Origin of the sequence: Pseudoalteromonas sp. SG43-4 (assembly GCF_014164325.1) — a bacterium.
In the GTDB taxonomy this organism is placed as follows: Bacteria; Pseudomonadota; Gammaproteobacteria; order Enterobacterales; family Alteromonadaceae; genus Pseudoalteromonas; species Pseudoalteromonas distincta.
This window is the reverse complement of the sequence record NZ_JACJFB010000001.1, coordinates 318,945-333,718: the sequence shown is the minus strand read 5'-3', so window position 1 is coordinate 333,718 and position 14,774 is coordinate 318,945. Positions and strand designations below refer to the sequence as shown.

General features: G+C 39.3%; 13 protein-coding genes. 10 read left to right on the top strand and 3 right to left on the bottom strand.

Annotated elements, in window-relative coordinates:
• Nucleotides 1-75 precede the first annotated feature (75 nt).
• The 5 genes from secD (at nt 76) to H5160_RS01500 (ending at nt 5,344) form a co-directional block, all read left to right on the top strand.
• Complete coding sequence (gene secD, locus H5160_RS01520; RefSeq protein ID WP_182736488.1) at nt 76-1,914, top strand: protein translocase subunit SecD; 1,839 nt, start codon at nt 76-78, stop codon at nt 1,912-1,914.
• Nucleotides 1,907-2,842, top strand: a complete 936-nt coding sequence (gene secF / locus H5160_RS01515; RefSeq protein ID WP_182736486.1) for a protein translocase subunit SecF — start codon at nt 1,907-1,909, stop codon at nt 2,840-2,842. The genes secD and secF overlap by 8 nt, the downstream gene beginning before the upstream one ends.
• Before the next feature lie 181 nt (nt 2,843-3,023).
• A complete protein-coding gene (locus H5160_RS01510; RefSeq protein ID WP_007582643.1) occupies nt 3,024-3,500 on the top strand; it encodes a GreA/GreB family elongation factor in 477 nt (158 codons plus the stop codon).
• Between the two features lie 408 nt (nt 3,501-3,908).
• Nucleotides 3,909-4,670 (top strand): BRO family protein, encoded by a 762-nt coding sequence (locus H5160_RS01505; RefSeq protein WP_182715336.1) that lies wholly within the window; start codon nt 3,909-3,911, stop codon nt 4,668-4,670.
• Between the two features lie 170 nt (nt 4,671-4,840).
• Nucleotides 4,841-5,344 carry an REP-associated tyrosine transposase gene (locus tag H5160_RS01500; protein ID WP_182715337.1) on the top strand — a complete coding sequence of 168 codons (504 nt, stop codon included), beginning with the start codon at nt 4,841-4,843 and terminating at the stop codon, nt 5,342-5,344.
• 139 nt (nt 5,345-5,483) lie between these two features.
• On the opposite strand, the gene H5160_RS01495 is transcribed toward H5160_RS01500, so the two are convergent.
• Entirely contained in the window at nt 5,484-5,834 is a 351-nt protein-coding gene (locus tag H5160_RS01495; RefSeq protein ID WP_182715338.1) for a zinc ribbon domain-containing protein YjdM, read from the bottom strand.
• A gap of 293 nt (nt 5,835-6,127) precedes the next feature.
• Here H5160_RS01495 and H5160_RS01490 point away from each other — a divergent pair, with 293 nt between their 5' ends.
• From H5160_RS01490 to H5160_RS01480, 3 genes are read left to right on the top strand one after another with little or no spacing between them, the layout of a single operon-like run.
• On the top strand, nt 6,128-7,522 hold the full coding sequence (locus H5160_RS01490) for a RimK family protein (protein ID WP_182736484.1): 1,395 nt from the start codon (nt 6,128-6,130) through the stop codon (nt 7,520-7,522).
• Between the two features lie 4 nt (nt 7,523-7,526).
• Nucleotides 7,527-8,639 (top strand): GNAT family N-acetyltransferase/peptidase C39 family protein, encoded by a 1,113-nt coding sequence (locus tag H5160_RS01485; protein WP_182736482.1) that lies wholly within the window; start codon nt 7,527-7,529, stop codon nt 8,637-8,639.
• 8 nt (nt 8,640-8,647) lie between these two features.
• Nucleotides 8,648-9,160: an MgtC/SapB family protein gene (locus H5160_RS01480; RefSeq protein ID WP_002960746.1), complete on the top strand. Its 513-nt coding sequence runs from the start codon at nt 8,648-8,650 to the stop codon at nt 9,158-9,160.
• Nucleotides 9,161-9,176: 16 nt separating this feature from the next.
• On the opposite strand, the gene H5160_RS01475 is transcribed toward H5160_RS01480, so the two are convergent.
• Both H5160_RS01475 and H5160_RS01470 read right to left on the bottom strand, forming a co-directional pair.
• Entirely contained in the window at nt 9,177-10,403 is a 1,227-nt protein-coding gene (locus H5160_RS01475) for an EAL domain-containing protein (RefSeq protein WP_182736480.1), read from the bottom strand.
• An 88-nt stretch (nt 10,404-10,491) separates the two neighbouring features.
• The gene (locus H5160_RS01470; protein WP_138488986.1) at nt 10,492-11,502 is read right to left on the bottom strand and encodes a GlxA family transcriptional regulator; all 1,011 of its coding nucleotides are present in this window, start codon (nt 11,500-11,502) and stop codon (nt 10,492-10,494) included.
• A gap of 126 nt (nt 11,503-11,628) precedes the next feature.
• Here H5160_RS01470 and H5160_RS01465 point away from each other — a divergent pair, with 126 nt between their 5' ends.
• Nucleotides 11,629-13,536, top strand: a complete 1,908-nt coding sequence (locus tag H5160_RS01465; protein ID WP_182736479.1) for a beta-ketoacyl synthase — start codon at nt 11,629-11,631, stop codon at nt 13,534-13,536.
• Between the two features lie 192 nt (nt 13,537-13,728).
• Nucleotides 13,729-14,754 carry an energy transducer TonB gene (locus tag H5160_RS01460; protein WP_182736478.1) on the top strand — a complete coding sequence of 342 codons (1,026 nt, stop codon included), beginning with the start codon at nt 13,729-13,731 and terminating at the stop codon, nt 14,752-14,754.
• The last annotated feature ends 20 nt before the right edge of the window (nt 14,755-14,774 follow it).

The window sequence follows — 14,774 nt, the reverse complement described above, 5'->3', positions numbered from 1 at the left end:
TTAAAGTTTTAGCCTGCAGATTAATTGTGCTTTTAAAAAGTACGTTGCTAGCTTTGCTGGCAATAAGGATTCAACATGTTAAGTTTTAAAAAAGACAAAAAACCGTCTACGGCTAAGTTCAAATTAAGCTATATAGCCATGCTAATAGTATTGGTTTTATTAGCTATCAGCGCATTACCAAATTTATACCCAAATAAATCGTGGTTGCACATCAGTGCTGCTCCGCACAGTGAAACGCAATCTTTACCGAGCACTAAAACGCTAGTTACTTTTTTAAATAACCAAGGGTTAGAGGTTGAGCAGGGTTTAGATAAGCAATCAACTATTAATGTACTTTTAAACGAGCCAACTAAAAGCGCTCAGGCACAAGCGGCTATAAAAGCGCAATACCCAAACACGCAAGTTAAAATTGTTGAGCATGCAACCAGCCCTACATGGTTACAAAATTTTGGTTTATCACCAATAAAGCTGGGCCTTGATTTAAATGGCGGTGTGCTATTTGTATTAGACGTAGATTTAGATAAAGCCGTTGATGAGCAGTTAGTCAGTGCGTATCAACAAGCTAAATCAATCATTATTAAGCAAAAAGCACATGGCGTAAAAGCGCAGCAAACTCAGCACGGGTTTGAAATAAACGCATTGCCTAATGCAACAGACAAGTTAACCCCCGTTATTGAAGAGCTACAAAGCCGGTTTGCTAATTTAGCCGTTGTAACAAGCAATAACGGCAGCGTTGAAACTGCCAAATTTAGTTATTCGGAGCAAGGCCGCAGCAGCTTTGATAAAGAAGTAATGGGGCAAACACTCACAACCCTTCGTTCACGTATTGAAGAGTTAGGCATTACCGAAGCGGTAACACAGCGCCAAGGAAAGCACCGCATTCGTATAGAGCTACCAGGCGTGCAAGATCCAACCGAAGCAAAACGTATTATTGGTGCAACAGCATCGCTTGGTTTTTATCAATTAAAAGAAATTGGCGGGCAAACATTTAATATGCAATCGGGCGGAAAGATAAAGCTCGATCCTGTGCCAATTTTTACAGGCGATCATATTAATAATGCAAACATAGGCCGCGACGATTGGGGTAAACCATTGGTACAGCTAAGCCTAGACGGCCAAGGAGGGGATGCAATGTCGGCGTTTTCAAAAGCCAATATTGGTAAGCCAATGGCGACGGTTTACTCTGAGTATTCTCAAAATGCTAAAGGTGAAGTAGTTAAAAAAAGCGAAGTTATTAATGTTGCCAATATTGCTCAGCATTTAAGTTCGCGTTTTAGTATTACCAATATGAAAAGCCAACAAGCGGCAGCCGATCTAGCATTGTTATTACGTGCAGGCTCGCTTACAGCACCCGTTACAATTGTGCACGAACAAACAATAGGGCCAAGCCTCGGCAGCGAAAATATTAGTAATGGCTTAGCCGCGCTTATGTTAGGCATGGGTATTACGCTTGCATTTATGGCGCTTTGGTATCGCCGTTTAGGCCTTATTGCAAACGTAGCACTTATATTAAATTTAACGTCGCTTGTGGGCTTAATGTCATTATTACCAGGGGTTGTGTTAACGCTTCCGGGTATTGCAGGTCTGGTGCTAACCATAGGTATGGCGGTAGACACTAACGTAATAATATTTGAACGCATTAAAGAAGAACGTCGCCAAGGCCGTGCACCATATCAAGCTATTCAAGAGGGATATAAACAAGCCGCAAATACAATATTTGATGCCAATATAACCACCATGATCACCGCACTTATCTTATACGGCATAGGCTATGGGCCCGTTAAAGGTTTTGCCATTACATTGGCACTGGGGCTTTTAACATCTGTATTTACAGGTGTGTACGTATCAAAAATATTAAGCCAAACGTTGTATTTGAAAATGGGTAAAAAAGCAGGAGTAAAAGCACATGCTTAACACTTTTTTGAAAGGTGAAAAGGGTACACGTTTACGTTTTATGGGCATGCTTTTAAGCGCCATATTAGTGCTGCTATCAGTATTTACGCTTACGCAAAAAGGTTTAAATTTTGGCTTAGACTTTACCGGCGGCTATTTAACTGAGTTTACAACCAGTCAAAGTGTTGAACTAAAAGAGCTTCAATCGTTTATTGCTAAAAATCACAACGGTGAGTTTGAGCTAACCGCGCAAGGTAATAGTCATTTTCAATTAAGAGAAGCGCCAAGTGCATCAACAACAGGTAATAGCCTTGATTGGCAAAGCGCTGTTACACAAAACGATGATATAAACGCACAGGTATTATCGTCAGCTTATATTGGCTCACAAGTGGGCGATGAGTTATTTGATCAAGGCTGTTTAGCCATGTTTGCTGCAATGATTGCGGTAATGATTTACCTTGCAGTGCGTTTTGAATGGCGATTAGCGGTAGGGTCTGTGGTTGCGCTAGTGCACGATTTAATACTCGTACTTGGGTTATTTTCACTATTACAAATTGAATTTAACCTAACCGTACTGGCAAGTTTACTGGCTATTATTGGTTACTCACTTAACGACTCAATAATAGTAGGGGATAGAGTGCGTGAGCTTTTACGTGTTCAATCAAACAATATACTTAGCCCAGCGACTATTATTAATAATGCGATTAAAAGCACACTAACGCGCACCTTAATAACGTCGGGTACCACACTTGCAACGGTTGCCAGCGTTTGGTTACTTGCAGGTGCACCACTGCAAGGCTTTGCTATTGCATTATTTACCGGCATTGTAGTGGGTACGTTCTCGTCTATTTGTATAGCGGCAACTTTGCCAGAGCTATTGGGCTTAAGCGCTAAAAACTACGAAGTTAAAGTAGATGCCCACACGCAGACATTATTAGATATGCCATAAGGTTTTAATAAAGCACAAGCAAAGAGCTGCACCAACCAACAGCTCTTTGCTTGTTTAATGCTAATTTAAGCCCCGCTAGTATTCCCACCAAACTTGCGGGGGTTTAAAACAATGGTTTTAAGCCTAGCAAAAATGTTAAACTAACTGCCTTATTTTTACTGCCTGTATTGTACTAATCCCCATGAATAAAACCCACGTTATCGAACATCTTCGCTTTGCGCTAGAAGCGCAGCTTACAACAGCAAAAGTAGCGGCAAAAACCGCGCACGACACCGCCACACATGAAGAAAACATAGCCGAAAACAAATACGATACCCTAGGGCTCGAAGCCGCTTATTTAGCACAAGGCCAAGCCCAGCGCGTAAACGATTGCTATAAAAGCATAGAATTGTTTGAGCCTGCCTTTAACGAAAAGCCAACCGACAAAATAGCTATCGGTTCGTTGGTGTGTTTAGAAGATGATAACGCAGCGCAAAAATGGTTTTATTTAGGCCCTGCAGCAGGTGGTTTAACCGTAAATGTTAAACAACATGCAATTGCTGTTGTAACACCCGGCGCACCAATGGGTAAGCAATTATTAAATAAACAGATTGATGATGAAATTACGTTAACAATTGCAGGTAAAGCCCACGAATATGTTGTGGTAGAGATCTTATAAAGCTTTGGTTTTTACGAGAAGCGTTTGCTGGCAGAGCTATACTAACGAAATAAACGCTTATTTATATTCATAAATTAATTGTCGGATGGCATGGCTTCGCCACTTATCCGACCTACGTCAATGCTTTAATACCTGACGTGGTGAATATGTAATCTTTAAATGTAGGTCGGATAAGCGAAGCGCCATCCGACAAAGGTAATTTTGTCTCATAACACTATTAAAAGTCGTTTTGGTGCAAAACAACAGAGCCTATTTTATAACATGGCTAATCATTTGTTTACATTGAAGTTATTTAGTGGAATTACTGGGCTAAGTAATACACGTCGTTTTGGGATGTTATAAAACCCCAAAGTGGTGTTCGGTAAGTTGCTAGTTCACTACATCAATTTAGGAGTTCATTTAAAGCACATGAATAATAATTTAGTCAAAGTTTGCTATACAGGTGAAACTGGTTCTAGCGATATAAGAACATTTCATAGAGATGATATTTTATATGTTTCTTTAAGAGACGTACTTATTACGTTAAATAAAGAAAATCGTGAAATTAATGAAAATCATGTCGCTAAATCTATGGTGAACGTGCTTAAAGGGCAATTGAATGCGCTTGATTCAGATGAATATATTATGGAACCAGTCATAGGTGGCAAGTATTCTGATGATGAAGAAATTTTTGTTACACAACCTGGGTTATATCGAGTTTTATCTAGTGATAAAACTATTGCAGGTAAAACTTTCCAAAGATGGTTGTTTCATGAGGTTGTACCTTCATTAACCAAATATGGTGAATACCCACCACCGTTAGTTTCTCAAGACTCTGATGTTAAAAGGCTAGCTACTACTCTTTTAATGGAAATTGAACAAAGAGAAGAGTTGGAACGTAAAACTCAGGAACAATTTAATACACATGAAAAAATGCTAAATCATCTTGGCAATAAATTACAAAATATAGAATCGAACAATCAACAAATTGATTTTATGTGTGTTATGGATTTTTGTAATTTACACGGAATTGACAAAACAGAGGAGCAGCTTGTTCTTGGGTGGTGTATAAAAATCTGTGCAGAAAAAGGAGAACCATCAAGAAGAGTCATAGTTAAATCGCAGGAAGTTCTTCAATTCCCTATGTATGTATTAGTTGCTGCAGCTAAAGAATTACAAATAGATAAATAATTAGGGGACACCCAGCCTAATTACCAACACGATAAACTATTACCTTTGTTCATAAATCTATTGTCGGATGGCATGGCTTTGCCATTTATCCGACCTACGCCAATGTTGTATATATCCTAAATTTACGCTTTATTTATCTAATAGGTATCTAATAATATAGTGGACATACAATGCAATATCGTCGGAATTATGTAAAAGGAGGGTCATATTTTTTTACTGTTAATTTGCTCGACCGTAATAAATCGTTGTTAGTTGAGCATATTGATTTATTAAGAGAGTCTATCCGCGTTGTTAAATTCCAAAGGCCATTTTATATAGATGCATGGGTTGTGCTACCCGATCACCTTCATGCGGTTTTAACCTTGCCAGACAACGATACGGATTATTCTGGGCGCTGGCGAGAAATTAAAAAGCGATTTTCAAAATCACTCCCAAAAACAGAGTTTTTAACTCAAACAAGAAAACGTAAAAATGAGCGAGGAATTTGGCAACGCCGTTTTTGGGAACATACCATCAGGGATGATAATGATTATTGGCACCATGTTAACTATGTTCATTTTAATCCGTTAAAGCATGGTCTAGTTAGTCGAATAGTTGATTGGCCTTATTCAAGTTTTCACAGAGCCGTAAAGCGAGGGATTTATACGAATAACTGGTGTGGCGAAAAGATATAAATTATTTGTAGGTCGGATAAGCGAAGCGCCATCCGACAAAGCCATAGCAACATAATACACTTTAGCTTTGTACAAAAGTTTGTTGTTGAATGAAATAACTTTGGCCTTTATTACGCGTCGGATGGCATGGCTTCGCCATTTATCCGACCTGCGAATTAGCTTTTTTCACAAATTTCGCTGTTACCATCATTTCGCCAATGCCTTCTACTTTACAATCAAGTTCGTGATCTTTTTTATCAAGCACTCTTCTAACGACCGCTTTGGTGCCAATTTTAATTACTTGCGAGCTGCCTTTAATTTTTAAATCTTTGGCTACGGTCACTTTATCGCCATCATTAAGTAAAGTGCCGTTGGCATCTTTTACTAAAATTGCGTCTTCATCATTTGTAGTATTTGGGTTCCACTCATGGGCGCACTCGGGGCAAATAAGCAGTTGTTGGTCTTCGTAAACATATTCACATTGGCATTTTGGGCAAGCAGGCAGCGACATTTTTAACTCTCATAAGGTGTTGTTTTGCGTATTTTAATCTGCATTATTAGTTAATCAATATTTTTCATCTTCACGCTAAAAATATCTCGTTTGTGCGTTTTTTAAAAAGGGCATATAAAGCACATGTCGCTTAAGCAATTTAAGCGCTAACTCGTACAGTAGGTACCTGTTAAAGCACCCATCATATTAAGTGATTCGCGCAATGCCCACTTAGTACGATGGGTGTTTCTATTTATAATGCTTAGTATTTTACTAAGCATGCTTTTTATATTTTGACTTAACTAGGAAAAGTCGTGTTTAAAACCTTAATTGTGGTTGATAACAACGAGCAAACGCTTGCTCAATCGTTCGAAAATGTAATTACGTTTAATACCTACTTACGTGATTACCCAAAACATAACGAACCAAAAACACGCATTATTAATCTGTGCGACTCAAGCCAATACTTGAGCAAAGGTTACTATTGCTCATTACTTGCAGAGGCGCGCAAGCACCAAGTTTTACCCAGTGTAAAAACCATTAATGCTCTTCGTAGTGGCCAAGCTCCTATGTTAAATGTGGGCCAAATAGATGGCACACTTTACTTTGGTAATGCCCAAAACGATTTACAATCAAAAGCGGCAAAGTCGGTATTTAAACAATACCCAGCGCCTATTTTATTTGTTGATGAACAAGGATTATTGCAACAAGGCTCGATGTCGTCTTTAAGCGAGCAGCAGTACAGCGAATTTGTAGCCAAGCTAGATAACTTTACTAAAACGCAGTGGCGTATTAGTTCTGTGCAACGTCGTTTTAGATGGGACATGGCAATACTTGTTGATCATAACGAAAAAGTACCACCGAGTGACAAAGACGCCATTGCACGTTTTATTAAAGCAGCTGCTAAACACGGTATTTATGCACAAGCATTAAGCTTTGACGAAATTGATAACATTGCCCAGTTTGATGCGTTATTTATTCGCCAAACTACAGCGATTGACCACCCAACGTATCGCCTTGCAAGCAAAGCGCAAAGCCTGGGTTTAGTGGTTATTGACGATGCTGAGTCTATTTTACGTTGTTGTAATAAAGTGTATTTACACGATGCGTTTAATTACCAAAAAGTGCCAAGTTTAAAAACGGTTGTAGTGGCTGATCAAGCAAATGAAACGCTTGAGCAATTAGAAGAAGCGTTTACGTATCCGCTTGTTTTAAAAATGCCTGAAGGGTCGTTCTCAAAAGGTGTGTTTAAAGTTTCAAACCGTGATGAGCTTGCCGCTAAGCTTACAGAGCTGTTTGAATATAGCGCATTAGTGCTTGCACAAGAGTACATGTATACCGAATATGATTGGCGAGTGGGTGTGTTAAATGGCCGTGCAATTTATGCATGCCGCTATTTAATGGCGCGTAACCATTGGCAAATTTATAACCACGACGCTAAACGGTTTTTCTCTGGCGGCTTTGAAACTCTACCAACCTTTGAGTTACCAAAAGCGGTGTTAGATGCAGCAATAAAAGCATGTAAAACAGTGGGTAGGGGTTTATATGGCGTAGATGTTAAAGAGCATCAAGGCAAAGCATATGTACTTGAAGTAAACGACAACCCAAGTATTGATCACAAGGTCGAAGACGGCTATTTAGGCGACGAGCTATACATGATCATTATGGATGAGTTTAAACAACGCTTAGAAGCACGAGGCCGTGGGTAATAACATGAGCAACCTTGTTATTCGAAAGGCGCTTAGTAGTGATTTAAATGCACTGATTGACGTTGAAAACGCTTGCTTTAATAACGACAAATTAAGTCCTCGTAGTTTAAAACGCTGGCTTAGTGCAAAACACGGTATTTTACTCGTTGCCCAAAATGGCGAGCAAGTATGTGGATATGGATTAGTGTGGTGCCATAAAGGGACTCGTTTAGCGCGTTTATATTCGCTTGCTGTAAAACCCACAATGCAAGGTAAGGGCGTTGCAAAGACATTGCTTACTAGCCTTGAAAAAGAAACGTATGAGCGAGGGCGTATTTACCTTCGTTTAGAAGTGGCTGTAAATAACGAAGGTGCGATAGGGCTTTATAAAAGCTTAGGTTACAGAGTGTTTGGTCAATATAGCGATTATTACGATGACCACAGTGACGCACTACGAATGCAAAAAAACATTCGACAAACGAGTGAGTTAAAAATGGCGCGTTTAACGCCGTGGTATCAGCAAACTACCGAGTTTACGTGCGGACCTGCTGCACTATTAATGGCAATGGGCGCACTTGAGCCTACTACTGAGCTTAGCCAATCACATGAGCTGGCACTTTGGCGTGAAGGTACCACCATTTTTATGACATCGGGTCATGGTGGTTGCCATCCGTTTGGTTTGGCACTTGCCGCTAATAAGCGTGGTTTTAAAAGCGAGGTAATGGTTAATACCACAGAGCCTTTGTTTTTAGATGGCGTACGTAACGAAAACAAAAAAGTGGTACTTGCCACCGTGCATCAACAATTTGTAGATGGTATTGCACAAGCAAATATACCGCTTACGTATAAAGATGTAGAGCTTGAGCATATTGAGCAGTGGTTAAGTAAAGGCTTTAGTGTGCTGTTATTAATTAGTACATACAGTTTTGATGGTAAAAAATCGCCACACTGGGTGTGTGTTACGCACCTTGATGAGCACTGCGTGTATGTTCACGATCCGTTTTGTGAGCCCGGTAACGATAAACAGCTCGCAATAGATTGCCAATATGTACCTATTGCACGAAGTGATTTTAGCAAAATGTCAGCGTTTGGTAGCCAACGTTTAAGAACGGCGGTGGCTATAGCTAATAAAATATAAGGTTAACAGTGACTTTTTTAGATTTAATTGATGTAGCCCCGTATTCATGGGCAGCTATTGGTACTGCGGCTTTTTGTGGTGCTATTATTGGAATAGAGCGCCAATTGCGCGGCAAGCCTGTAGGTATTCGTACATCAGCCCTAATAACCTTGGGTACGTATTTGTTTTTATCCACTGCGTTTAATTTACAAGGGGATGTAATAGATCATTCTCGTGTGGTTGGGCAAATAATTACAGGTATCGGCTTTTTAGGGGCTGGCGTTATGCTCGCAAAAGATGGTGCGGTAGTTGGCGTAACCTCTGCTGCAACCATTTGGGTACTTGCATCAATAGGCGTGATGATAGCGACAGAAAACCTTGGGGCTGCAATAAAACTCTCGGTGCTGGTGGTCGGTATTTTATACGGTGTAGACGTACTTGAGGCTAAATTTAAAAGCTTAAGCAAAGGCGTACACACTAAAGTAAAAAACTATCAAAAGCGCTATTATCGAAAAGAATTTAACGAATCAGAACGCCACTAAAAGTGGCGTTTATTAATTATAGCGTAATTGTTTGATATTGGATGGCATCTTCAATAGGAGCTGGGCGCCCAATAAAATAGCCTTGTACGTTATCAACGCCTAGTTTTCTTAGTGTGTTTAATTCATCTTGATTTTCTATACCCTCAGCTACAATTGAGCAATTAATAGCTTTGGCAAATCCGCATAGTGCTTTAGCTAATAAAAACTTTCTACTGTCTTTATTTATATTTTGAGTGAGGCTTATATCTAACTTAATGATATCTGCCTCTAATTCTAAAATATGTTGAAAAGACGAATAGCCAGCTCCAACATCATCTATAGCTAATCTTACGCCTTTGCTTCTTAATGGTTGAAGTGCAGTTCGCATCGCTTGGTAGTCTAAAATAGGTGAATGTTCAGTCACTTCTAAAATTATTCTATTACAATCGATGCTTTGTAATACTTTGTCTATTGAGCCTGATAAAATATGCTGAGGTGAAGTATTTATAGTGATATAAGCTTTTTCATCAAATTGATCTAAGTAATGTAATGTATTTTGTATAGCAAGTATTTCTAATGCTTCTCCTAAACCCAGTTTTTCAGCATCTTTAAACCAAATATCAGGTGTTTTATAGGGTTCAATAAAAAAGCGTGACAGAGATTCATAACCCGAAAGTTGGTTGGTTGATAAATTAAATATGGGCTGAAAATAAATCGTAATATCGTTTGTTTTTATAATATTTTCAATAAGCGACTTTGACTCATTATTTAAAATGTCAGACTGAACTTTTTTTTCGATTAACTCAGTAGCTATTTCAGAAATGAGCCTAAGAAATGACAAATCTTTGTCGTTCAGGGCATTGTCTAATACGGTTTTATAACAGCAAAAAGTTCCATAAACTTTTCCGGTGGATAAAATAATGGGTACACCAATATAAGAGCCAATATTTAGCTTTTCTGTGACTGGCATGTTGCGGGTTATTGGGTGCTCAAGAGTATTAGGGATTATTTGTTCTAGCTCGTTATCAGATATTTTTTTACAATAAGTTTCGCAAATTGGATCTGAATTACCTACTGATACGCATGTATTTGTAGTTTGGTTATCTACCACTTTAAAAACGCGCTCAGTATTGGTGAATTTTGAAATAAACGCGACTTCCATACTTAAATGTTTTCGTACAAGTGAAAGTAACTTTAATAACTTTGATTCAATAGAAGCATCGCTTTGTGGATCAAAAAGGTGCTTACTAAGTTTATCTCTCATGCAGTTACCTTGGTATGGCGTAAATTATATTATTGATAAGAGTATAATTTATGTATAAAAAAATGCCAATTTAGAGTGTCGTCGCTGGTTAGCCAAATAACTTTCTCCTAACTACTTTTCTGTAGCCACTGGGTGTTTGGCTTAATACTTTTTTGAACACGCGGGTTAAATGCCCTTGGTCGTTATATCCAACTTCTAAAGCCACTTCTTGAATTGATAAATTTGATGATGCTAATAACTCTTTTGCGCCTTCTACACGTAGTTGTTGCCAATACTCAATTGGGCTTTGGTTAGTGGCGGCTCTAAAACGGCGGGTAAAAGTACGATAGCTTAAGCTAAATTGGGCAGCAACTTCTTGCAAGTTTAGCTCGGTGGCTAAATTCGTTTTTAGCCAAAATTGAATTTGCGCAATTAGCTCATCGGGGTGGCGGTCTACTGCACCTTCTAAGTAGCGTTGATCTTCATAGGGTTTGCGTATTTCGTGCGAAAAATTACGCTCTACATGCTGCGCGGCGGCTTTTGTGTAGTATTGGCTAATAATATGCACGATCACATCTGCAAGCGCATTAAGACTGGCCACCGTATACATTCGCTCTGACTGGGTTATAAAAAAGTCGGGCTTTAAACGTACCTGTGGGTAGTCATGGCTAAATTGTTTGGCGTAATGCCAATGGGTGGTAGCAGGGTGGCCATCAAGTAAGCCAGCCTCAGCTAATAAACAGTTGCCAGTACCGACACCAATTATATGGCTGCCTGCGCTAAAGCTTTCACTTAGCCAATCAACTATTTCTTGATTTGTTCGCACCACTGGGCGTGGGTTCCGCCAAATACCCGGCACTATAATCAAATCGCTGTAGGGCGCGTTAGTTGTTATGCAATCAGGATTTATAGCAAGGCCTGCACGGGTGGGTATAGATTCAGCACTTTTAGCCACTAAATTTATAGCAAGTGGCCTAAAGCTTTGCTTATCAAGATGCCCTTTAGCAAAGGCCTCGCCGGCTCTTAGCATTTCTATAGGCAGCGTTAAACTAGTCACTAATAAATGCGGATATACCGCTATAGCAATGTTTAGAGGTGGATTAGTGTGTTTATCAGTCATATAAATGCTCCGACCAGTACATTTTGGCCTTTTGTGCTGAATATTTGGCTATTAAAGCACAATGTGTGATGCATAATCCATTTAAACTGCCTCTTCTCCTTATAACACGTTTCTAAAAGGTAAATTATGACAGCATTACCCGTTATAGTAGGCATGGGTGGCATTAACGCCGCTGGCCGTACTTCTTTTCATCAAGGTTATCGCCGTATCGTGTTAGATAGTTTAAATGCTCAAGATCGCAGTGAAACATTTTTAGGCCTCGCCACACTGATGAATCTAGTAAGCGTTGTAAACGGCCAATTACAAGATACACAAGGTAATAATGTTGAGCAAAGCGACATAGAAGCACGCTTTGGTGAGCAAATTATTGCTGGTACACTTATTCGTAAAATTGAAAAAGAGCACTTTGATGCCGACGCAACACCGTGGCAGCAAAAAATGACACTAACCGCATCAAGCGATAACGCAATTGTGTTTGAAACGCGTGCTCGCGACTTACCTGCACCTATTCCAGCTAGCTGGCAAGTTGAAGAGCTTGAAGGCAAAAAAGTTAAAGTAACTATTGCAGCCGACTTAGACGTAAAGCATGACTCAACACGCGATAATCCAATTAAATCTGCTGGGCAATTTCCGACTGGGTTTGATCCATCAGTTATGTATAACAGCCGCTATCAGCCTCGTGGTTTGCAAGCCACTATTTTTGCAGCTACAGATGCGATTAAATCAACTGGGCTTGATTGGCAGCATATTATGAATAGCGTAGAGCCAGATAAAATTGGTACCTATTCAGCATCGGTAATTGGCCAAATGGACGACAAAGGCCTAGGTGGTTTAGTAAAGGCGCGCCAACAAGGCGACCGTGTTAGCACTAAGCAGTTAGCACTGGGCTTAAATACAATGTCTACCGATTTTATTAATGCCTATGTTACGGGCAATGTAGGTACTACGTTTTCGACCTCGGGCGCATGTGCAACGTTTTTATATAATTTACGTGCAGCGGTTAATGACATACAAGCAGGGCGCACACGCGTTGCGGTTGTCGCAAGTGTTGAGTGCGCTATTACACCAGAAGTTGTAGAAGGCTTTGGTAACATGAGTGCACTTGCAAACGTTGAAGGGCTGCGTCGTTTAGATAACTTATCAAATGATGAAGAACCAGATTACCGTACTAGCAGTCGCCCATTTGGCGATAACTGTGGCTTTACATTAGGTGAAGGCGCGCAAGTTGCTATTTTAATGGATGATGCTTTAGCCCTTGAGTTGGGCGCTGATATTATGGGCAGCGTACCGGATGTGTTTGTAAATGCAGATGGCGTTAAAAAGTCGATTACATCACCTGGACCTGGTAACTATATTACAATGGCAAAATCAGCTGCACTTGCTAGCAGCTTATTAGGTAAAGAAGCACTGCAAGAACGTAGCTTTATTTTAGCTCATGGTTCTAGTACACCGCAAAACCGTGTAACAGAGTCTTTGATTTATCATAAAGTAGCGCAAACGTTTGCTATTGATAACTGGAAAGTAACAGCGCCAAAAGCGTATGTTGGCCATACTATTGCACCTGCAAGTGGTGACCAGTTAGCGATTGCGTTAGGCATATTTAGTCATAATATTATGCCGGGTATTACCACAATTGATAAAGTGGCTGATGATGTTTACAGCGACCATCTTGATATTCGTAATAGCCATTACGAATGCGCTGATATGGATATTGCTTTTATAAATTCAAAAGGCTTTGGTGGAAACAATGCAACAGCGACTGTACTTTCACCAAAAGTAACAATGCAAATGCTTGCTAAGCGCCATGGCGATGATGTTATGACTAGTTACACACAGAAAAATAGTGTGGTTAGCGCTTCGCAGAAAACGTATCAAACACAAGCAGATTTAGGCCAGTACGAGCTTATTTATCGCTTTGGCGACGGACTTATTGACGACAACGACATTGTAATAGACGAGCAAAGTATTCAGTTACCAGGCTTTGAAAAAGCAATTACGTTTAGCATAACAAACTCCTATCAAGATATGTTTTAAGCACACATACTTGTTAGCAAGGCGCTTTTTAAGCGCCTTTTTTAATGCCTAAAATATATGTAGCTATTAGATTATTTTTGTTACCCCCCCAAATTTAGCTTATTAATTGAACTTATTTTTTGTGTTTATACTTGCTTTTATGTTGATCGTTTGTTTCTATTATATAAACACTATCTAGGATGGATAAAACCGATGAAAAAACTCATATTAGCGCTTTCTTTAACTTCTGCTTTTACTCAACTTCCTGCTTTTGCAGACGACTTTGTTCCTGCAGAAGTGATTAATAAAAACTACGATCAGCTCACTAATACTTCCTCGCGCGCTTCGAGGTTAGAGGGGATTAATTTTAGCAGTTACGTGGTCGATAAAAGCGGGCAGGTTAGTGATATAGAAATTGTAGCTACGGTCGGGCAAAAAAAGTACCAAAGAGAAGTAATGGATTACGTGTCTAAGCTCAACTACAAAAGTGCAAAATTAAATGGCGAGACTATACCTGTAGCAAAAACTATTACTGTAAGTTCGCAAAATTTACATGCTGGATTTTCAAATGATAAAGCGTCTCGCGGCTTTTTTAATGATTATGAACAAGCTAGTAAGTTAATCGATGAAAAGAAATACGATGAAGCTAAAAGCCGTATTAATGAGTTAGAAAACGAACATACGAAAAATACGGTTGAGATTGTTTTGCTTGCATGGCTTAAAAGCCAGCACAGTTATTTTGTACAAGACTGGAAGAGCTTTGATCAGCACATCAACGAAGCGTTTTTATTTAGAGGTAACCTACCAGATCAAATTCAAAAGCGTGTGATAAAAAATGCATTACAATGGTTTATATCAAAACAAGATTATGTACGTGCCTATGACGCAATAGATGCGTTAGGCAATATTGAATCCATCACTTTTACACAGCAAAATAAGGAACAGTTATTAGCTCAAGTTAATGATATTTATAAAAGTTCTGGCGATATAAAACAACAAATAGAGCTATTGCCTAAGCAGGCGGTATTACCTTTATTGTCAAAAAGTGAAGTAGCGCTTGAAGCGCAAATGCCGCTAACTAAAGTTCAGTTACGCTGCGAGAACAAAGTAGTAAATTACGATACAAGCACAATTGATAAAATTGTAATTTCACAAAACGATGTGCGTTGTGGGTTATTAATTAAAAGCGCTCAAGCACAAACCGTAACGCTAAAGCAAAGTGGTGATAGCTTTTTATAAGTTTTACGTATTGGTTAATG